12 protein-coding genes and 1 pseudogene are annotated in these 15,262 nt (G+C 67.5%); 8 read left to right on the top strand and 5 right to left on the bottom strand.

The features are described from left to right. Positions 1 to 199: pseudogene (locus AOZ49_RS32875) on the top strand (hypothetical protein); the annotation flags it as partial. Positions 200 to 314: 115 nt separating this feature from the next. Next, the gene (locus AOZ49_RS03445) at positions 315 to 509 is read left to right on the top strand and encodes a putative motility protein (protein ID WP_054431993.1); all 195 of its coding nucleotides are present in this window, start codon (positions 315 to 317) and stop codon (positions 507 to 509) included. Positions 510 to 572: 63 nt separating this feature from the next. Here the strand turns inward: AOZ49_RS03445 and AOZ49_RS03440 are convergent, their stop codons facing one another. From AOZ49_RS03440 to aceE, 4 genes are all read right to left on the bottom strand, one after another. Then, positions 573 to 1,481 (bottom strand): LysR family transcriptional regulator, encoded by a 909-nt coding sequence (locus tag AOZ49_RS03440; RefSeq protein ID WP_054431994.1) that lies wholly within the window; start codon positions 1,479 to 1,481, stop codon positions 573 to 575. Between the two features lie 133 nt (positions 1,482 to 1,614). After that, entirely contained in the window at positions 1,615 to 2,388 is a 774-nt protein-coding gene (locus tag AOZ49_RS03435; RefSeq protein WP_054474330.1) for an SDR family oxidoreductase, read from the bottom strand. A gap of 183 nt (positions 2,389 to 2,571) precedes the next feature. Further along, positions 2,572 to 4,341 carry a dihydrolipoyl dehydrogenase gene (lpdA, locus tag AOZ49_RS03430; protein WP_054474329.1) on the bottom strand — a complete coding sequence of 590 codons (1,770 nt, stop codon included), beginning with the start codon at positions 4,339 to 4,341 and terminating at the stop codon, positions 2,572 to 2,574. Positions 4,342 to 4,353: 12 nt separating this feature from the next. Further along, positions 4,354 to 7,062 carry a pyruvate dehydrogenase (acetyl-transferring), homodimeric type gene (aceE, locus tag AOZ49_RS03425; RefSeq protein ID WP_054431997.1) on the bottom strand — a complete coding sequence of 903 codons (2,709 nt, stop codon included), beginning with the start codon at positions 7,060 to 7,062 and terminating at the stop codon, positions 4,354 to 4,356. Between the two features lie 357 nt (positions 7,063 to 7,419). On the opposite strand from aceE, the gene AOZ49_RS03420 reads away from it, so the two are divergent. The 4 genes from AOZ49_RS03420 to AOZ49_RS03405 all read left to right on the top strand — a co-directional run bounded on the left by AOZ49_RS03420 (position 7,420) and on the right by AOZ49_RS03405 (position 12,970). After that, positions 7,420 to 9,174, top strand: coding sequence for a PAS domain-containing sensor histidine kinase (locus tag AOZ49_RS03420; protein ID WP_025138923.1), 1,755 nt, complete (start codon positions 7,420 to 7,422; stop codon positions 9,172 to 9,174). Further along, complete coding sequence (locus AOZ49_RS03415; RefSeq protein WP_006219003.1) at positions 9,171 to 9,797, top strand: response regulator transcription factor; 627 nt, start codon at positions 9,171 to 9,173, stop codon at positions 9,795 to 9,797. Before AOZ49_RS03420 ends, AOZ49_RS03415 begins: the two co-directional genes overlap by 4 nt. Before the next feature lie 55 nt (positions 9,798 to 9,852). Then, the gene (folD, locus tag AOZ49_RS03410) at positions 9,853 to 10,704 is read left to right on the top strand and encodes a bifunctional methylenetetrahydrofolate dehydrogenase/methenyltetrahydrofolate cyclohydrolase FolD (RefSeq protein WP_054474328.1); all 852 of its coding nucleotides are present in this window, start codon (positions 9,853 to 9,855) and stop codon (positions 10,702 to 10,704) included. Positions 10,705 to 10,903: 199 nt separating this feature from the next. Further along, entirely contained in the window at positions 10,904 to 12,970 is a 2,067-nt protein-coding gene (locus tag AOZ49_RS03405; RefSeq protein ID WP_054474327.1) for a M3 family metallopeptidase, read from the top strand. Positions 12,971 to 13,382: 412 nt separating this feature from the next. Here AOZ49_RS03405 and AOZ49_RS03400 read toward each other — a convergent pair whose 3' ends face one another. Next, complete coding sequence (locus AOZ49_RS03400) at positions 13,383 to 14,120, bottom strand: class I SAM-dependent methyltransferase (protein ID WP_197286506.1); 738 nt, start codon at positions 14,118 to 14,120, stop codon at positions 13,383 to 13,385. 221 nt (positions 14,121 to 14,341) lie between these two features. On the opposite strand from AOZ49_RS03400, the gene AOZ49_RS03395 reads away from it, so the two are divergent. Both AOZ49_RS03395 and AOZ49_RS32325 read left to right on the top strand, forming a co-directional pair. Next, positions 14,342 to 14,956 (top strand): SCO family protein, encoded by a 615-nt coding sequence (locus AOZ49_RS03395; RefSeq protein ID WP_054432000.1) that lies wholly within the window; start codon positions 14,342 to 14,344, stop codon positions 14,954 to 14,956. 143 nt (positions 14,957 to 15,099) lie between these two features. After that, a partial coding sequence (locus AOZ49_RS32325; protein WP_156355584.1) for a GlsB/YeaQ/YmgE family stress response membrane protein occupies positions 15,100 to 15,262 on the top strand: 163 nt, incomplete at its 3' end.

Genomic DNA, 15,262 nt, shown 5'->3' with positions numbered 1-15,262 from the left:
GCCCAAGCCGACGCTGCGGATCACCGAGATTCCCGCCGAGAATCCGCTCGCCTGGCTCGACAGTCTGAAAACCGAGCTGGCGCGTTGCGCCTCCCTGGGCTTTTTCGACCGCCCCGATTGCGCCTGGGCCGCGCGCAAGCAATATTGCGGCCCCAACCGGGGCTGGGGCGCGGTCAAGGAATGCCCGCCGCAGCCTTGACGCCGACGCCGACGCCGACGCCGACGCCGGAAAATTCTGCCGCGATGCCGCAAACTTTGCGATAATCGCTGAACCTCGGGCTTCGGCCCGGACAGTCTTCCACAGGACATCCGCCATGGATCTTTCCATCAGCAACACCGTGAACACCGGCCTGGCCATGCGCGACGCGCAGCTGATGCAGGAAGTCCAGGCCCGCGTCACCAAGAAAGCCATCAACGCCCAGGCCGACACCGTCGCCACGCTGATGCAATCGCTGCCGGTGGTCGCCATCGACGGCAAGATCGGCACCCGCATCAATACCCAGGCGTAACCGCCCCGGCGCGCGCGGCCGCTCCCTCTCCCTTCCGCTTTTTCCCGTCTTCGCCCGAGGCCGTCAGGCCTCCAGGTGCCCGCGCATCAATTCCTCGAACCATTCCAGAAAGATCGCCAGCCGGCGCGAACGCTGTCGCCGGTGCGGGTAGAGCAGCGTCACGGGCATGGGCGCGGCGCGATGCCCCGGCATGACTTCCACCAGTTCGCCGGCATCCAGCAGGTCCCGCACGTCGAAGCGCGGAATCTGGATCAGCCCCAGGCCCGCCAGGCAGCAGGCGATGTAGCTTTCGGCATTGTTGACCACCACCCGGCTGGGCACCGTGATGGCCTGGCGGCCGCCGTCGCCGTCCGCCACCTCCCAGGGCAGTTCGCGGCCCGTGGTCGGCGAGGCGTAGCCCACCATCCAGTGCTCCGCCGGCAGCGCGTCCGGCGCCCTCGGCACGCCCCGCTCGCGCAGGTAAGCGGGGCTGGCGCAGTTGATCAGGGCGATGCTGCCCAATGGCCGCGACACGAGGCTGCTGTCATGCAGCGCGCCGATGCGCACCGCGCAATCGACGCCTTCCTGGATCAGATCGATGGCGCGGTCGCTCGAACCCAACGCCAGTTGCAGCCGGGGATGGCGCCGCAACAGGCCCGGCAAGGCGGGCGCCACCAGGCGGCGCGCAATGCGGCTGGGCACGTCGACGTTGAGCCGTCCGGACACCTGGCGCTGGCTCTGCTGGAACAGGTGGTCAATGTCTTCGACCTCGGCCAGCAAGGGCCGCACCCGTTCCAGCAACTGGGCGCCATCGGCCGTCAGGCGCACCTGGCGCGTGGTCCGGTGCAGCAGCCGCGCGCCCAGCTGGGCCTCGAGCTGCTGGACGGCGGCCGAGACGGAGGCACGCGGCAGCTCCAGCGCGTTGGCGGCCTTGATGAAGCTGCCCATCTCCGCCACCTGCGCGAAGACGCGATACTGTTCGAATCTATCCATGCTTTCCCGGTCTGCGCCACCGCCGGCGGCACGGCGCCGCCCGTGACAGCATAGCCGGTCCGACAGGCAAGGCGGACGCCAGGGAGCGCCGCCCCGCACGCCGCGATGACGGCGGCATGGCGGGGCGCGACGGTCACTTGGTGGTGTAGCCGCCGTTGATCAGGATGGTCTGCCCGGTGATCCACCAGCCATCGCTGACCAGGTGGCGGATGAACGGCACCACGTCCTCGATGTCCGTCAGGCCGGTCCTGGAGAACGGCGACAGCGCGGCGGCGGTCTTGTGATACGCGACGGCATCGGCGCCTTCGGCCGGATAGAAGAACGGCGTGTCCATCGGCCCCGGCCCCACCGCCGTCACCGAGATGCCGCGCGCGCCGAACTCCTTGGCGGCGGCCCGAGTGTAGTGCTCGACCGGCGCCTTGGAGCCGGCATAGGCGGCGTAGAACGGCGTGAACGCGCCCAGCAGCGAGGTCACCAGGGTGCAGACCTTGCCGTTGTCGTTGACGTGGCGGCCGGCCTCCTTGAGAAAGAAGAACGCCGTCTTGGCGTTGACCGCGCTCATCTCGTCGTACTCGGCTTCGCTGATCTCGGCCAGCGGCTTCTTCAGTACCTTGCCGACGGTGTTGATGGCGATGTCGGGCCGCCCCACCGCCGCCACCGCGTCGGCGAACAGCTTCTCGATGGCGCCGGCCGTGGTCAGGTCGGCCTGGAATGCCACGCCCTGGGCGCCGGCGGCCTGGATCGCGGCCACGGTGGCGTCGGCGTCGGCCTTGGAGGCCGCGCTGTTGTAGTGGATGGCGACCGCCTTGGCGCCCTGCTTCGCCAGGTCGCGGGCGATCAGGCCGCCCAGGTTCTTGGCGCCGCCGGCGATCAGTGCGACTTTGCCCTTGATGGAATGGTCTGCCATGGAAAATCTCCCGCATGTGTCGATGGAGATTCGATTCTAGGCAGGCAGCGGGCCGGGATCAGCCGGGCGCGGCCGGATGGATCATCCAGGAAATCGTTCCAATGAAAACAGCCCGAAGGCCGGGAGGCGCTTCGGGCTGCGGTGCCTGCGTCCGGATGCGAAGATCCGGCCGGCCAGGGCGATTTACTTCTTCTTCATCGGCGGCAGGTCGGTGCACACGCCTTCGGCCACTTCGGCCGCCATGCCCACCGATTCACCCAGCGTCGGGTGCGGGTGGATGGTCTTGGCGATGTCGATGACGTCCGCGCCCATTTCCACGGCCAGCGCCACTTCGCTGATCAGGTCGCCGGCATGGGTGCCGACGATGCCGCCGCCCAGGATGCGGTGCGACTCGGCGTCGAACAGCAGCTTGGTGAAGCCTTCGTCGCGGCCGTTGGCGATGGCGCGGCCGGAAGCGGCCCACGGGAACACGCCCTTCTCGACCTTGATGCCCTGCTTCTTGGCTTCGTCCTCGGTCAGGCCGACCCACGACACTTCCGGATCGGTGTAGGCCACCGACGGGATCACGCGGGCGTCGAAGAACGACTTCTGGCCGGCGGCGGCTTCGGCCGCCACGTGGCCTTCATGCACCGCCTTGTGCGCCAGCATCGGCTGGCCGACGATGTCGCCGATGGCGAAGATGTGCGGCACGTTGGTGCGCATCTGGCGATCGACCTCGATGAAGCCGCGGTCGGTCACGGCCACGCCCGCCTTGTCGGCGCCGATCTTCTTGCCGTTGGGGCTGCGGCCCACGGCCTGGAGCACCAGGTCGTAGCGCTGCGGTTCCTTCGGCGCGCCCTCGCCCTCGAAGGTGACGTAGATGCCGTCTTTCCTGGCTTCCGCGCCGACCGTCTTGGTCTTGAGCATGATGTTGTCGAAGCGGCCGGCGTTCTTCTTCTGCCAGACCTTGACCAGGTCGCGGTCGGCGCCCTGCATCAGGCCGTCCAGCATTTCCACCACGTCCAGGCGCGCGCCCAGCGTGGAGTACACCGTGCCCATTTCCAGGCCGATGATGCCGCCGCCGATGATCAGCATCTTCTTGGGGATTTCACGCAGCAGCAAGGCGCCGGTGGAATCGACGATGCGCTCGTCCTGCGGCAGGAACGGCAGCTTCACCGACTGGCTGCCGGCGGCGATGATGGCCTGCTTGAAGCGCAGGGTCTGCGACTTGCCGTCGGCGCCCTTGACCGCCAGGTGGTTGGCATCGGCGAATTCGCCCACGCCCGTCACCACCGTGACCTTGCGCGCGCGGGCCATGCCGGCCAGGCCGCCGGTCAGCTTGGCGACCACGCTGTCCTTGTAGCCGCGCAGCTTGTCCAGGTCGATCTTGGGCTCGCCGAAGCTGATGCCGTGGGCGGCCAGCTCGCGCGCCTCGTCGATGATGGCGGCGTTGTGCAGCAGCGCCTTGGACGGGATGCAGCCCACGTTCAGGCAGACGCCGCCCAGCGTGGCGTAGCGTTCGACCAGCACCACGGACAGGCCGAGGTCGGCGGCGCGGAAGGCGGCCGAATAGCCGCCGGGGCCCGCGCCCAGCACCAGCATGTCGTATTCGGCGTCGGCCGAACCCTTGAAGGTCGCGGCGGCGGGGGCCGGGGCGGCAGCGGCCTTGGGGGCCTCGGCCTTCGGCGCGGCGGCCTTGGGCGCTTCCTTGGCGGCCGGCGCGGCGGCGGCGTCGGCCGCTTCCACCTCGAGCACCACGGCGCCTTCGGCGACCTTGTCGCCGACCTTGACCGCGATCGACTTCACCACCCCGCCCTGCGAGGCGGGAATTTCCATCGAGGCCTTGTCGGACTCGACGGTAATCAGGCTCTGCTCGGCCTTGATCGTGTCGCCCACGGCGACCAGCACCTCGATGACTTCGACTTCCTTGAAGTCACCGATGTCGGGAACCTTGATTTGCACGACGTTGCTCATGTCTCTTTACCCTCAGGCGTATTGCGGGTTGGCTTTGTTCGGGTTGATGCCGTACTTCTTGATGGCTTCGGCCACCTTGGCAACCGGCACCTTGCCTTCGTCGGCCAGCGCGCGCAGCGCGGCGACCACGACGAAGTGGCGGTCCACTTCGAAGTGCTCACGCAGCTTGGCGCGGAAATCCGAACGGCCGAAACCGTCGGTGCCCAGCACCTTGTATTCGCGGCCCTTGGGCACGAACGGACGGATCTGGTCAGCAAACAGCTTCATATAGTCGGTCGACGCGATGATCGGGCCTTCCGTCTTGGCCAGCTGTTCCGTGACGTAGGCCACCTGCGGCTTCTTCTCGTCGGGGTGCAGCATGTTGTGGCGCTCGGCGTCCAGGCCGTTGCGGCGCAGTTCGGTGAAGCTGGTGACGCTCCACAGATCCGAGGCCACGCCCCAGTCGGCTTCCAGCAGTTCCTGGGCGGCCATGACTTCGCGCAGGATCGTGCCCGAGCCCATCAGCTGCACGCGGTTCTTGCCCTTGCCATGCGACTTGAGCTTGTACATGCCCTTGATGATGCCTTCCTCGTCGCCGGCGGTCAGGCCAGGCTGCGGGTAGTTTTCGTTCATCACCGTCAGGTAGTAGTAGACGTTTTCCTGGTCTTCCACCATGCGCTTGAGGCCATGCTGGATGATCACGGCCAGTTCGTGGCCGAAGGTCGGGTCGTACGAGACGCAGTTGGGGATGGTCGAGGCCAGGATATGGCTGTGGCCGTCTTCGTGCTGCAGGCCTTCGCCGTTGAGCGTGGTGCGCCCGGCGGTGCCGCCCAAGAGGAAGCCGCGCGCCTGCATGTCGCCGGCGGCCCAGGCCAGGTCGCCGATGCGCTGGAACCCGAACATCGAGTAGTAGATGAAGAACGGGATCATGATGCGGTTGTTCGAGGAGTACGACGTGGCCGCCGCAATCCACGAGCTCATCGCGCCCGCTTCGTTGATGCCTTCCTGCAGAAGCTGGCCGTCGGCCGCTTCCTTGTAGTACATGACCTGGTCCTTGTCGACCGGCACGTACTTCTGGCCTTCCGGCGCGTAGATGCCGATCTGGCGGAACAGGCCTTCCATGCCGAACGTGCGCGATTCGTCGGCCAGGATCGGCACGACGCGCGGGCCCAGCTGCTTGTCGCGCAGCACCTGGTTCAGGATGCGCACGAAGGCCTGGGTGGTGGAGATCTCACGGCCTTCGGCGGTGGGCTCCAGCACGGCCTTGAAGGCGTCCAGCGCGGGGGCCTGCAGTTGCTCGTCGGCCTTGGCGCGGCGGCGCGGCAGGTAGCCGCCCAGCGCGGCGCGGCGCTCGTGCAGGTACTTCATTTCGGGCGAGTCTTCCGCCGGCTTGAAGTACGGCAGGTCGGCCAGCTGGTCGTCCGGGATGGGGATGCCGAAGCGATCGCGGAATTCGCGGATCGAATCCAGCTCCAGCTTCTTCTGCTGGTGGGTCGGGTTCTTGGCCTGGCCCACGTGGCCCATGCCGTAGCCCTTGATGGTCTTGGCCAGGATCACGGTCGGCTGGCCTTCATGCTTGGAGGCCGAGTCGAAGGCGGCGAACACCTTGTGCGGATCGTGGCCGCCACGGTTCAGGCGCCAGATGTCCTCGTCGCTCATGCGCGACACGGCTTCCAGCAGCTTGGGGTGCTTGCCGAAGAAGTGCTCGCGCACGAACTTGCCGTCGTTGGCCTTGTACGCCTGGTACTCGCCGTCGACGGTGTCTTCCATGATCTTGCGCAGGATGCCTTCCTTGTCGTGCGCCAGCAGCGGATCCCAGTAGCCGCCCCAGATCAGCTTGATCACGTTCCAGCCCGAACCGCGGAAGTCGCCTTCCAGTTCCTGGATGATCTTGCCGTTGCCGCGCACCGGACCGTCCAGGCGCTGCAGGTTGCAGTTGATGACGAAGATCAGGTTGTCGAGCTTTTCACGGGCGGCCAGGGCGATGGCGCCGAGCGACTCGGGTTCGTCCATTTCGCCGTCGCCGCAGAACACCCAGACCTTGCGCTTGCTGGTGTCGGCGATGCCGCGGGCGTGCAGGTACTTGAGGAAGCGGGCCTGGTAGATGGCCATCAGCGGGCCCAGGCCCATCGACACCGTGGGGAACTGCCAGAAGTCCGGCATCAGCTTCGGATGCGGGTACGAGGACAGGCCCTTGCCGTCCACTTCCTGGCGGAAATGGTTCAGCTGTTCTTCGGTCAGGCGGCCTTCGAGATAGGCGCGGCCGTACATGCCGGGCGAGGTGTGGCCCTGGAAGTAGACCAGGTCGCCGCCGTGGTTTTCGTTCTCGGCGTGCCAGAAGTGGTTCTGGCCGCAGCCGATCATGGTGGCCAGCGAGGCGAAGGAGGCGATGTGGCCGCCCAGGTCGCCGCCGTCCGGCGGGTTGTGCTTGTTGGCCTTGACCACCATGGCCATGGCGTTCCAGCGCACGTACGAGCGGATGCGCGATTCCAGTTCCAGGTTGCCCGGATGCGCCGGCTCCAGGCCGGGCGGAATCGTGTTGACGTAAGCGGTGTTGGGCGAGAACGGGATGTGGGCGCCGGAACGACGGGCTTCGTCGATCAGGCGTTCCAGCAGGTAGTGCGCGCGCTGCGGTCCTTCGCGATCAAGGACTGCCGCCAGGGCTTCGAGCCACTCCTGGGTTTCTAGGGTGTCTTCGTCGTTGGCAGCCTGCACGGCGCCAGCCTGGGCGAAAGAGGACATCGTGTGTCTCCTGTTGGGGTTCGTTCGTGACCACACCCGCTTATTTATCTACTCGCGGACATGCCATGGTAGTCGGGATCATCCGGGCTACCATGCCATGCATGGGTCGGGGTGTTGTGCTAGAGACCAGCTACTCGGGAGCGGTTTCCCCATCAGCCGGCATTCTAAGAAAGAAGATTAACCGGTCGCAAGGAAAATTTCATGTTGCGGTACGGCATTTCATAATGCGAAAATATGAACGCAAGCTGAAAAGAACGGAAGGCACTTTTTTAGCCCATCCCCCTTCCGACGGGCTTGATTCCCGGCAATTCCCCGCCGACACGCACTAAAATGCCCGGTCTATCCGGCCCGAATTCCATGTCCAGCGCGCCCAAGTCCAATATACCCACGCCGTTCCACGACCACGCCCGCACGCGCCGACGCGGGGTGTACTGGGTCACGCCCGCGATGGTGCTGATCCTCTATATCTGTGTGATGGGGGTGTTCTTCTGGTTGCAGCGCATCCATGACGACAGCGTCATGTTCGTGACCATCGACCAGGAAATGCGGCAGCAGCGCCTGATCTGGGTGGTGCTGGCGCTGTCGTGCGTGATCGTCATCAGCCTGCTCATGCTGTGGCGCTATACGCGCTTCCGTTCCGCCGCCGAGGCCGCCCTGATCGCCGAGACCGGTTTCCGCCGCGCCATGGAGAACTCCATGTCCACCGGCATGCGCGTGCTGGATATGGAAGGCCGCATCGCCTACGTCAATCCGGCCTTCTGCCGCATGATCGGCTGGAACGAGGCCGACCTGATCGGCCGCAGCCCGCCCTTCCCCTACTGGGTGCCGGGCCGCCATGAACAGCACCAGCACACGCTGGACGTGCTGATGTCCGGCAAGACGCCCAGCAGCGGCCTGGAAGTCGAGGCCCAGCGCCGCGACGGCTCGCGCTTCACGGCGCGCATGTACGTGTCGCCGCTGCTCGACCCCAACGGCAACCAGATCGGCTGGATGACGTCGATGACCGACATCACCGAGCCCAAGCGCATCCGCGAGGCCCTGACCGCCGCGCACGAGCGCTTCATGACGGTGCTGGAAGGCCTGGACGACGCCATCTCGGTCACCGCCGACACCCACGACGGCCTGGAGCTGCTGTTCGCCAACCGCACCTACCGCCGCGTGTTCGGCGCTCAGACCGGCGGCCACGACGAGCTGCTGGCCGGCCGCCGCGGCCGCTTCACGGATGAATCCGTGGAAGTCTTCGCGCCCTCGGTGCAGCGCTGGTTCGAAGTGCACCACCGCATGCTGGCCTGGACCGACGGCCGCCGCGTGCGCATGCAGGTGGCGCGCGACATCACCGAGCGCCGCGGCCACGAAGAAGCCTCGCGCGTGCAGCAGGAAAAGATCCAGCTCACCAGCCGCCTGACCACCATGGGCGAGATGGCCTCGTCGCTGGCGCACGAACTGAACCAGCCGCTGACCGCCATCGCCAACTACAGCATGGGCGCGGTGGCGCTGGTCAAGGCCGGCCACACCAGCCCCAACATGCTGCTGCCGGCACTGGAAAAGGCCGCCTCGCAGGCCGAGCGCGCCGGCAAGATCATCAGCCGCATCCGCGAATTCGTGAAGCGCAGCGAGCCGCGCCGCCAGCGCGTGGCGATCGGCCGCATCGTCGACAACGCCATCGGCTTCGCCGAGATCGACGCCCGCAAGCGCCGCATCCGCATCGACAGCTTCGTGCCATCGAACGCCCCGGACGTGCTGGCCGACCCGATCCTGATCGAACAGGTGCTGCTGAACCTGCTCAAGAACGGCCTGGAAGCCATGGAAAAGAGCGAGTCCGACGAGCTCAAGGTGGCCGTGATCCTGCACGAGCAGCACATCGAGGTCGCGGTGGTCGACCGCGGCCATGGCCTGGCCGAGCCGGAGCGCCTGTTCGAACCCTTCTTCAGCACCAAGACCCAGGGCCTGGGCATGGGACTGAATATCTGCCGTACCATTATCGAATCGCACCACGGCCGCCTCTGGGCGGACCCGAACCCCGCCGGCGGTACTATTTTCCGCTTTACCCTGCCCTGCGCTGCGTCTCAGACGCAGGCTCAGAATGATCAGTCCGAGGAGTTGCACGCATGAACACGCCCCACCTGTCGAGCACGGTATTCATTGTTGATGACGACGAAGCGGTCCGCGATTCGCTGCGCTGGCTGCTTGAAGCCAACGGCTACCGCGTCCGCGCCTACGCCAGCGGCGAGTCGTTCCTGGAAGACTACGACGCCAGCCAGATCGGCGTGCTGATCGCCGACGTGCGCATGCCCGGCATGAGCGGCCTGGAACTGCAGGAACAGCTGATCGCCCGCAACGCCCCGCTGCCCATCGTCTTCATCACCGGCCACGGCGACGTGCCGATGGCCGTGTCGACCATGAAGAAGGGCGCCGTCGACTTCCTCGAGAAGCCGTTCAACGAATCCGATCTGCGCGAAATCGTGGCGCGCATGCTGGAGCAGGCCACGCAGCGCGTGAGCAAGCACCAGGCCCAGAAAGACCACGAAGCCATGCTGGCGCGCCTGACCGCGCGCGAGCAGCAGGTGCTGGAGCGCATCGTCGCCGGCCGCTTGAACAAGCAGATCGCCGACGACCTCGGCATCAGCATCAAGACCGTCGAGGCGCACCGCGCCAACATCATGGAAAAACTTGAAGTGACCACTGTTGCCGACCTGATGAAAGTGGCCCTGGCCAAACCGGAGGCGCATGCATGAGCCGCCGGGCCGTTCCCAAGGCGAATACCGTAGCGCACCGCGCGGAGGTTGCCTAATGTCCGCCAGGATTATTGACGGCGCCGCCCTGTCGCAGCGCATTCGCGAAGAAGTCGCCCAACGCGTCGCCGCCCTGGCCGCCAAGGGCACCCGCCCCGGCCTGGCCGTGGTGCTGGTGGGCGAAGACCCCGCCTCCCAGGTGTACGTGCGCAACAAGGTCGCGGCGTGCGAGAAGGCCGGGCTGCATTCCATCAAGGAGCAGCACCCCGCCGACATGACCGAGGCCGAACTGCTGGCCCGCATCGACAAGCTGAACCGCGATCCGTCCATCCACGGCATCCTGGTGCAGCTGCCGCTGCCCAAGCACATGGACGCGCACAAGGTCATCGAAGCCATCGCCGCCGAGAAGGACGTGGACGGCTTCCACGTCAGCAACGCCGGCCTGCTGATGACCGGCCAGCCGCTGTTCCGCCCCTGCACGCCCTACGGCGTGATGAAGATGCTGGAATCGGAAGGCGTGGCCCTGCGCGGCGCCGAGGCCGTGATCGTCGGCGCCAGCAACATCGTCGGCAAGCCCATGGCCATGCTGCTGCTGGCCGCCGGCGCCACCATCACGATCTGCAACTCCAAGACCCGCGACCTGGCGGCCCAGACCCGCCGCGCCGACGTGCTGGTGGTGGCCACCGGCAAGCCCGGCATGATCGACGGCTCGATGATCAAGCCCGGCGCCGTCGTCATCGACGTGGGCATCAACCGCGGCGCCGACGGCAAGCTGTGCGGCGACGTCGATTTCGCCTCCGCCAGCCAGGTGGCCGGCGCCATCACCCCCGTGCCGGGCGGTGTCGGCCCCATGACCATCGCCATGCTGCTGGTCAACACCGTCGAAGCGGCGGAACGGGCCGCCGCCTGAAGACCGGTCCCGCGCCCCGCCGTGGCACCCCTGTGGGTTTGTCCCGCGCCCTCCCGGAGGGCCGGTGGGGCAAACCCACAGTCGTTTCGGGGGCCGCGCCCTTGCTTTTGGCCCGATCGCCCCAACCTGATTCCCATGCCCGCCGGCCGTATCGCCTCGATCCCGCGCCGCCCGCCCCTCTCACGCAATTGGTAACACCATGACCCAGAATCCCCTGCTCGCCCCCGTCTCAGAACTGGTCGACTACCAGGCGGTCAAGCCCGCGCACATGGTGCCCGCCATCGAGGAACTGCTGGGCATCGCCCGCCAGGCCGTCGACCATGCCGCCGATCCGGCGCTGGCGCCCACCTGGGAAGCCGTGGTCGAGCCGCTGGATACCGCCTCCGAACGGCTGTGGCGCGCATGGTCGGTAGCCGGCCACCTGAACGCCGTGGTCAACACCCCCGAGCTGCGCGAGGCCTACAACGCCGCCCTGCCCCTGGTGACCGAGTTCTCGACCTGGGTCGGCCTGCACGAAGGCCTGTACCAGCAGTACCAGCGCCTGGCCGCCGCGCCCGATTTCGCGTCGTGGTCGCCGGTGCGCCGCCGCATCGTCGAGATGGCCCTGCGCGACTTCCGCCTGAGCGGCGTCGAACTGCGCGGCGCCGACCGTGAACGCTACGCCGTCATCTCCGACCGCGAGGCGCAGGCCTCGCAGAAATTCTCCGAGAACGTGCTGGACGCCATCGACGCCTGGTCGCTGCGGATCGAGGACGAGGCCCGCCTGGCCGGCATCCCCGCCGACGTGCAGGCGGCCGCGCGCGCCGCCGCCGAGGAAGACGGCCAGCCGGGCTGGAAGCTGACGCTGAAGATGCCCTGCTACCTGCCCGTCATGCAGTACGCACAGGACCGCTCGCTGCGCGAGGCGCTGTACCGCGGCTACGGCACGGTGGCGTCCGAACAGGGCGATGCCCAGTTCGACAATTCGCCCCTGATCGAGGAACTGCTGTCGCTGCGCGCCGAGGAATCCACCCTGCTGGGCCTGGGCACCTTCGCCGCGCTGCGCCTGCAGACGCGCATGGCGCGCGACGCCAAGGAGGTCACCACCTTCCTGCGCGACCTGGCCGCCCGCGCCAAGCCCTACGCCCAGCGCGACCTGGCCGAGCTGAAGGCCTACGCCGCCGCCGAGCTCGGCCTGGCCGAGCTGCAGCCTTGGGACGTGGCCTATGCCTCCGAGCGCCTGCGCGAGTCGCGCTACGCCTACTCCGAAGACGAGGTGAAGCAGTACTTCACCGAGCCGCGCGTGCTGGCTGGCCTGTTCGAGGTCATCGAGACCCTGTTCGACGTGCGCCTGGCCGAAACGCCGGTGTCGTCGTGGCATGCCGACGTGCGCGGCGTGCGCGTCGAAAGCCCCCAGGGCGACCTGATCGGCTACCTCTACCTGGACCTGTACGCCCGCGCCGGCAAGCAGAGCGGCGCCTGGGTCGACAGCGAGCGAACCCGCCGCGTGGTTGCCGGCCGCGTGCAGACGCCGATCGCCTACCTGACCTGCAATTTCTCGCGCCCCAACGGCGACCGCGCCGCGGTGCTGACGCACGATGACGTCATCACCCTGTTCCACGAAACCGGCCACGCCCTGCACGCGCTGCTGTCGGAAGTGGACGAGCCCGGCGCCGCCGCCTTCGCCAGCGTCGAATGGGACGCCATCGAACTGCCCTCGCAGTTCATGGAGAACTTCTGCTGGGAATGGGCCGTGGTGCAGAAGCTGTCGGCCCACGTCGATAGCGGCGAGCCGCTGCCGCGCGCGCTCTACGACCGCCTGGTCGCGGCCCGCAACTACCAGAGCGGCATGCAGACCGTGCGCCAGATCGAGTTCGCGCTGTTCGACATGCTGATGCACGACCGCGCCAAGGGCGCCAGCATCGCCGAAGTGCTGGCTCTGCTACAGGAAGTGCGCGCCGAGGTCGCGGTGCTGTTCCCGCCCGCCTGGCACCGCCTGCCGCATGCTTTCTCGCACCTGTTCGCGGGCGGCTACGGCGCCGGCTACTACAGCTACAAGTGGGCCGAGGTGCTGTCCGCCGACGCCTACGAGGCGTTCGAGGAAGCCGCGGCAAAGCAGGCTGGCAACGCCCTGGGCACGCTCGATCCGGCCACCGGCGCGCGTTTCCGCCGCGAAGTGCTGGCCGTCGGCGGCTCGCGCCCCGCGGCCGAATCGTTCGCGGCCTTCCGCGGCCGCGCCCCGCGCATCGACGCCCTGCTGCGCCACAGCGGCATGAGCGCCGCCTGACCGCGCCGCGCCCGCAAGACACGACGGCCCGCCTCGCGCGGGCCGTTTTTCATGCGGTGGCGGCGGCAACAGGCCGCCACCACCGCGCCGCGCCTGGCGACCGATGGCCGGCCAGTTCAAGGCGCGGTTGACCCTCGACGCGCCCTAGGGCCTGTTCACACTAAAAGGAGCCTCGCACAGGCCGGTAATCGGGCGCCAGGCTAGGCGCGGCCGCCGCCGCGTGGCTGTGCCACGCAAGGTGAGCGCAACGACGCCTGGCGCCCGATTACCGGCCTGCCCGAGGGGTGAGTACCCAAATGAGCGCCTCTCAGCGTTGCGAATGCTCGCCGGGGACCTGCCACGACTGCGCTTCGCGCCTTGATAGTCACTCATTTGGGTACTCATGCGAGGCTCCTTTTAGTGTGAACAGGCCCTAGGCCGGCCGCCGCGCCGACACCACCAGCCAGCGCCCATGCACCGACGGGTCCGATCCGGCCTGGCGCCAGAAGTGGCGGCTGTCCTCGTCCTGCGCGTGCTTGACGCGGGTCTGGCAATAGCGCCGCGCCGGCCAGCCCAGCATGCGCTCCAGCCAGCCGCGCCGCCCGGCTTCCGCGACGTGGTGCAGGGTGATGTCGCCAAAGCCGTGGCGCGCCAGCAGCAGGTGCAACTGCGCGAAGCCCCAGGGCAGCACCGCGGCGCGCGCGCCGGCGTCGGCGCGGCCCGCGCCGGTCCACGGATCCGCGTGAAAGCCTCGCAGCAGCGCCTGCAGCCGGCCGCGCACATGCCAGGCATTGGGCGCGGTCAACACCAGCGTGCCGCCCGGCCGCAGGACGTCGCGAAAGCCGCGCACCAGCAGGCCGGGGTTGATCGCGCGGTGGATGGCTTCGCTACAGACCACCGCGTCGTACGCCACGGTGGCGGGCAACGGCGTTTCCAGATCGTGCACGGTCAGGCGCCGGTAGCCGTTGGCCGGCGCCGGCAGCGTGGCCGGACCGATACCGTCCACCTCGACCAGGCGTCCGGTCGCCGGGCGCGCCATGTCGCCCAGCCAGCCGCGGTCACAGGGCGCGTCCAGCACGCTGTCGGCCAGCCGGCTGCGCAGGATGTCGAGCACCACCGGGTAATACGGAAAATAGGGATAGCCCAGCGCGGGATTGGCCGTGGCATTCATGGAGGGCACCTCGCCGGTCACTGACAAGGCCCTGAATGTACCGATCCGCGACGGCCGCGTGGGCCGATTTGCCAGATCCCCAACAATATTCCGACAAAGCTTCACAACTGCGCCCCGCCCTGCCTTGCGCCAGGACAAGCCCGGTGCTGGGCGACCCGGCGGCCGCCCCGTCGCCTGCGGGTAAAATCGACGGGTTTATCCCTCAACCGGCGATGGAACCCATGCGACACCTGATTACCGGCCGCGCCTGGCGCGGTCTGCTGTTGGCCTTGTGCATGCTGCTTGCCGCCTGCGGCGACCGCAATGTCGATTGGACGCTCTACAACGTCAAGGGCCACCTGCCCGACCTGAAGTTCTCGCTGCCGGGCGCCGGCGGCAAGACGGTCAGCAGCGATGACCTCAAGGGCAAGACGGTGCTGCTGTTCTTCGGCTACGCCAGTTGCCCCGACATCTGCCCGACCACCATGGCGCAGTTGACGGCGGTGCTGCAGAACCTGGGCGACAAGGCACGCGACGTGCGCATCCTGTTCGTCAGCGTCGACCCGCACCGTGACACGCCGGATATCCTGCAGGCCTACGTCAACGCCTTCAACAGCAACGCCATCGGCGTCACCGGCAACGAAAAGCAGGTGGCCGACCTGGCGCGCCGCTACCGCGTCGCCTACCAGATCGAGAAGCCCCGTCCCGGCGACGACCCCGACCAGTACGAAGTGACCCACAGCCGCGGCGTGTATATTTTCGACAACCAGGGCCGCGCCCGCCTGCTGGCCTCGGACACCGACAGCATCGAGGCGATGACCAAGGACCTGCGCCAGCTGATCGACCTGACCTCGTGAGGCCGCCTGCAACATTGCTGCATCGACGATGCGGCGCAGCATGTTGCGCCCTTGCCCCACACACCAGTTGTTACAGCGCCGCCGCCGCGTGCATGAGTAATATCGGGGCACATCGCCCCTTTACCCTCGCAAGGAGTACGCGCATGAGCATCATCATCATGATCATCGTTGGCTTCATCGTCGGGCTGCTCGCCCGCGCGATCATGCCGGGAGACCAGAACATGGGGATCATCATGACCACCATACTGGGCATCGTGGGCGCGGTCGTGGCTGGCTTCCTCGGCCAGAAGTTGGGCTGGTACGCCC

This window comes from Achromobacter sp. 2789STDY5608615 (genome assembly GCF_001298995.1).
In the GTDB taxonomy this organism is placed as follows: Bacteria; Pseudomonadota; Gammaproteobacteria; order Burkholderiales; family Burkholderiaceae_B; genus Achromobacter; species Achromobacter insuavis.
Note: the sequence above shows the minus strand (reverse complement) of the source record. Positions and strands in the feature narration are given on the sequence as shown.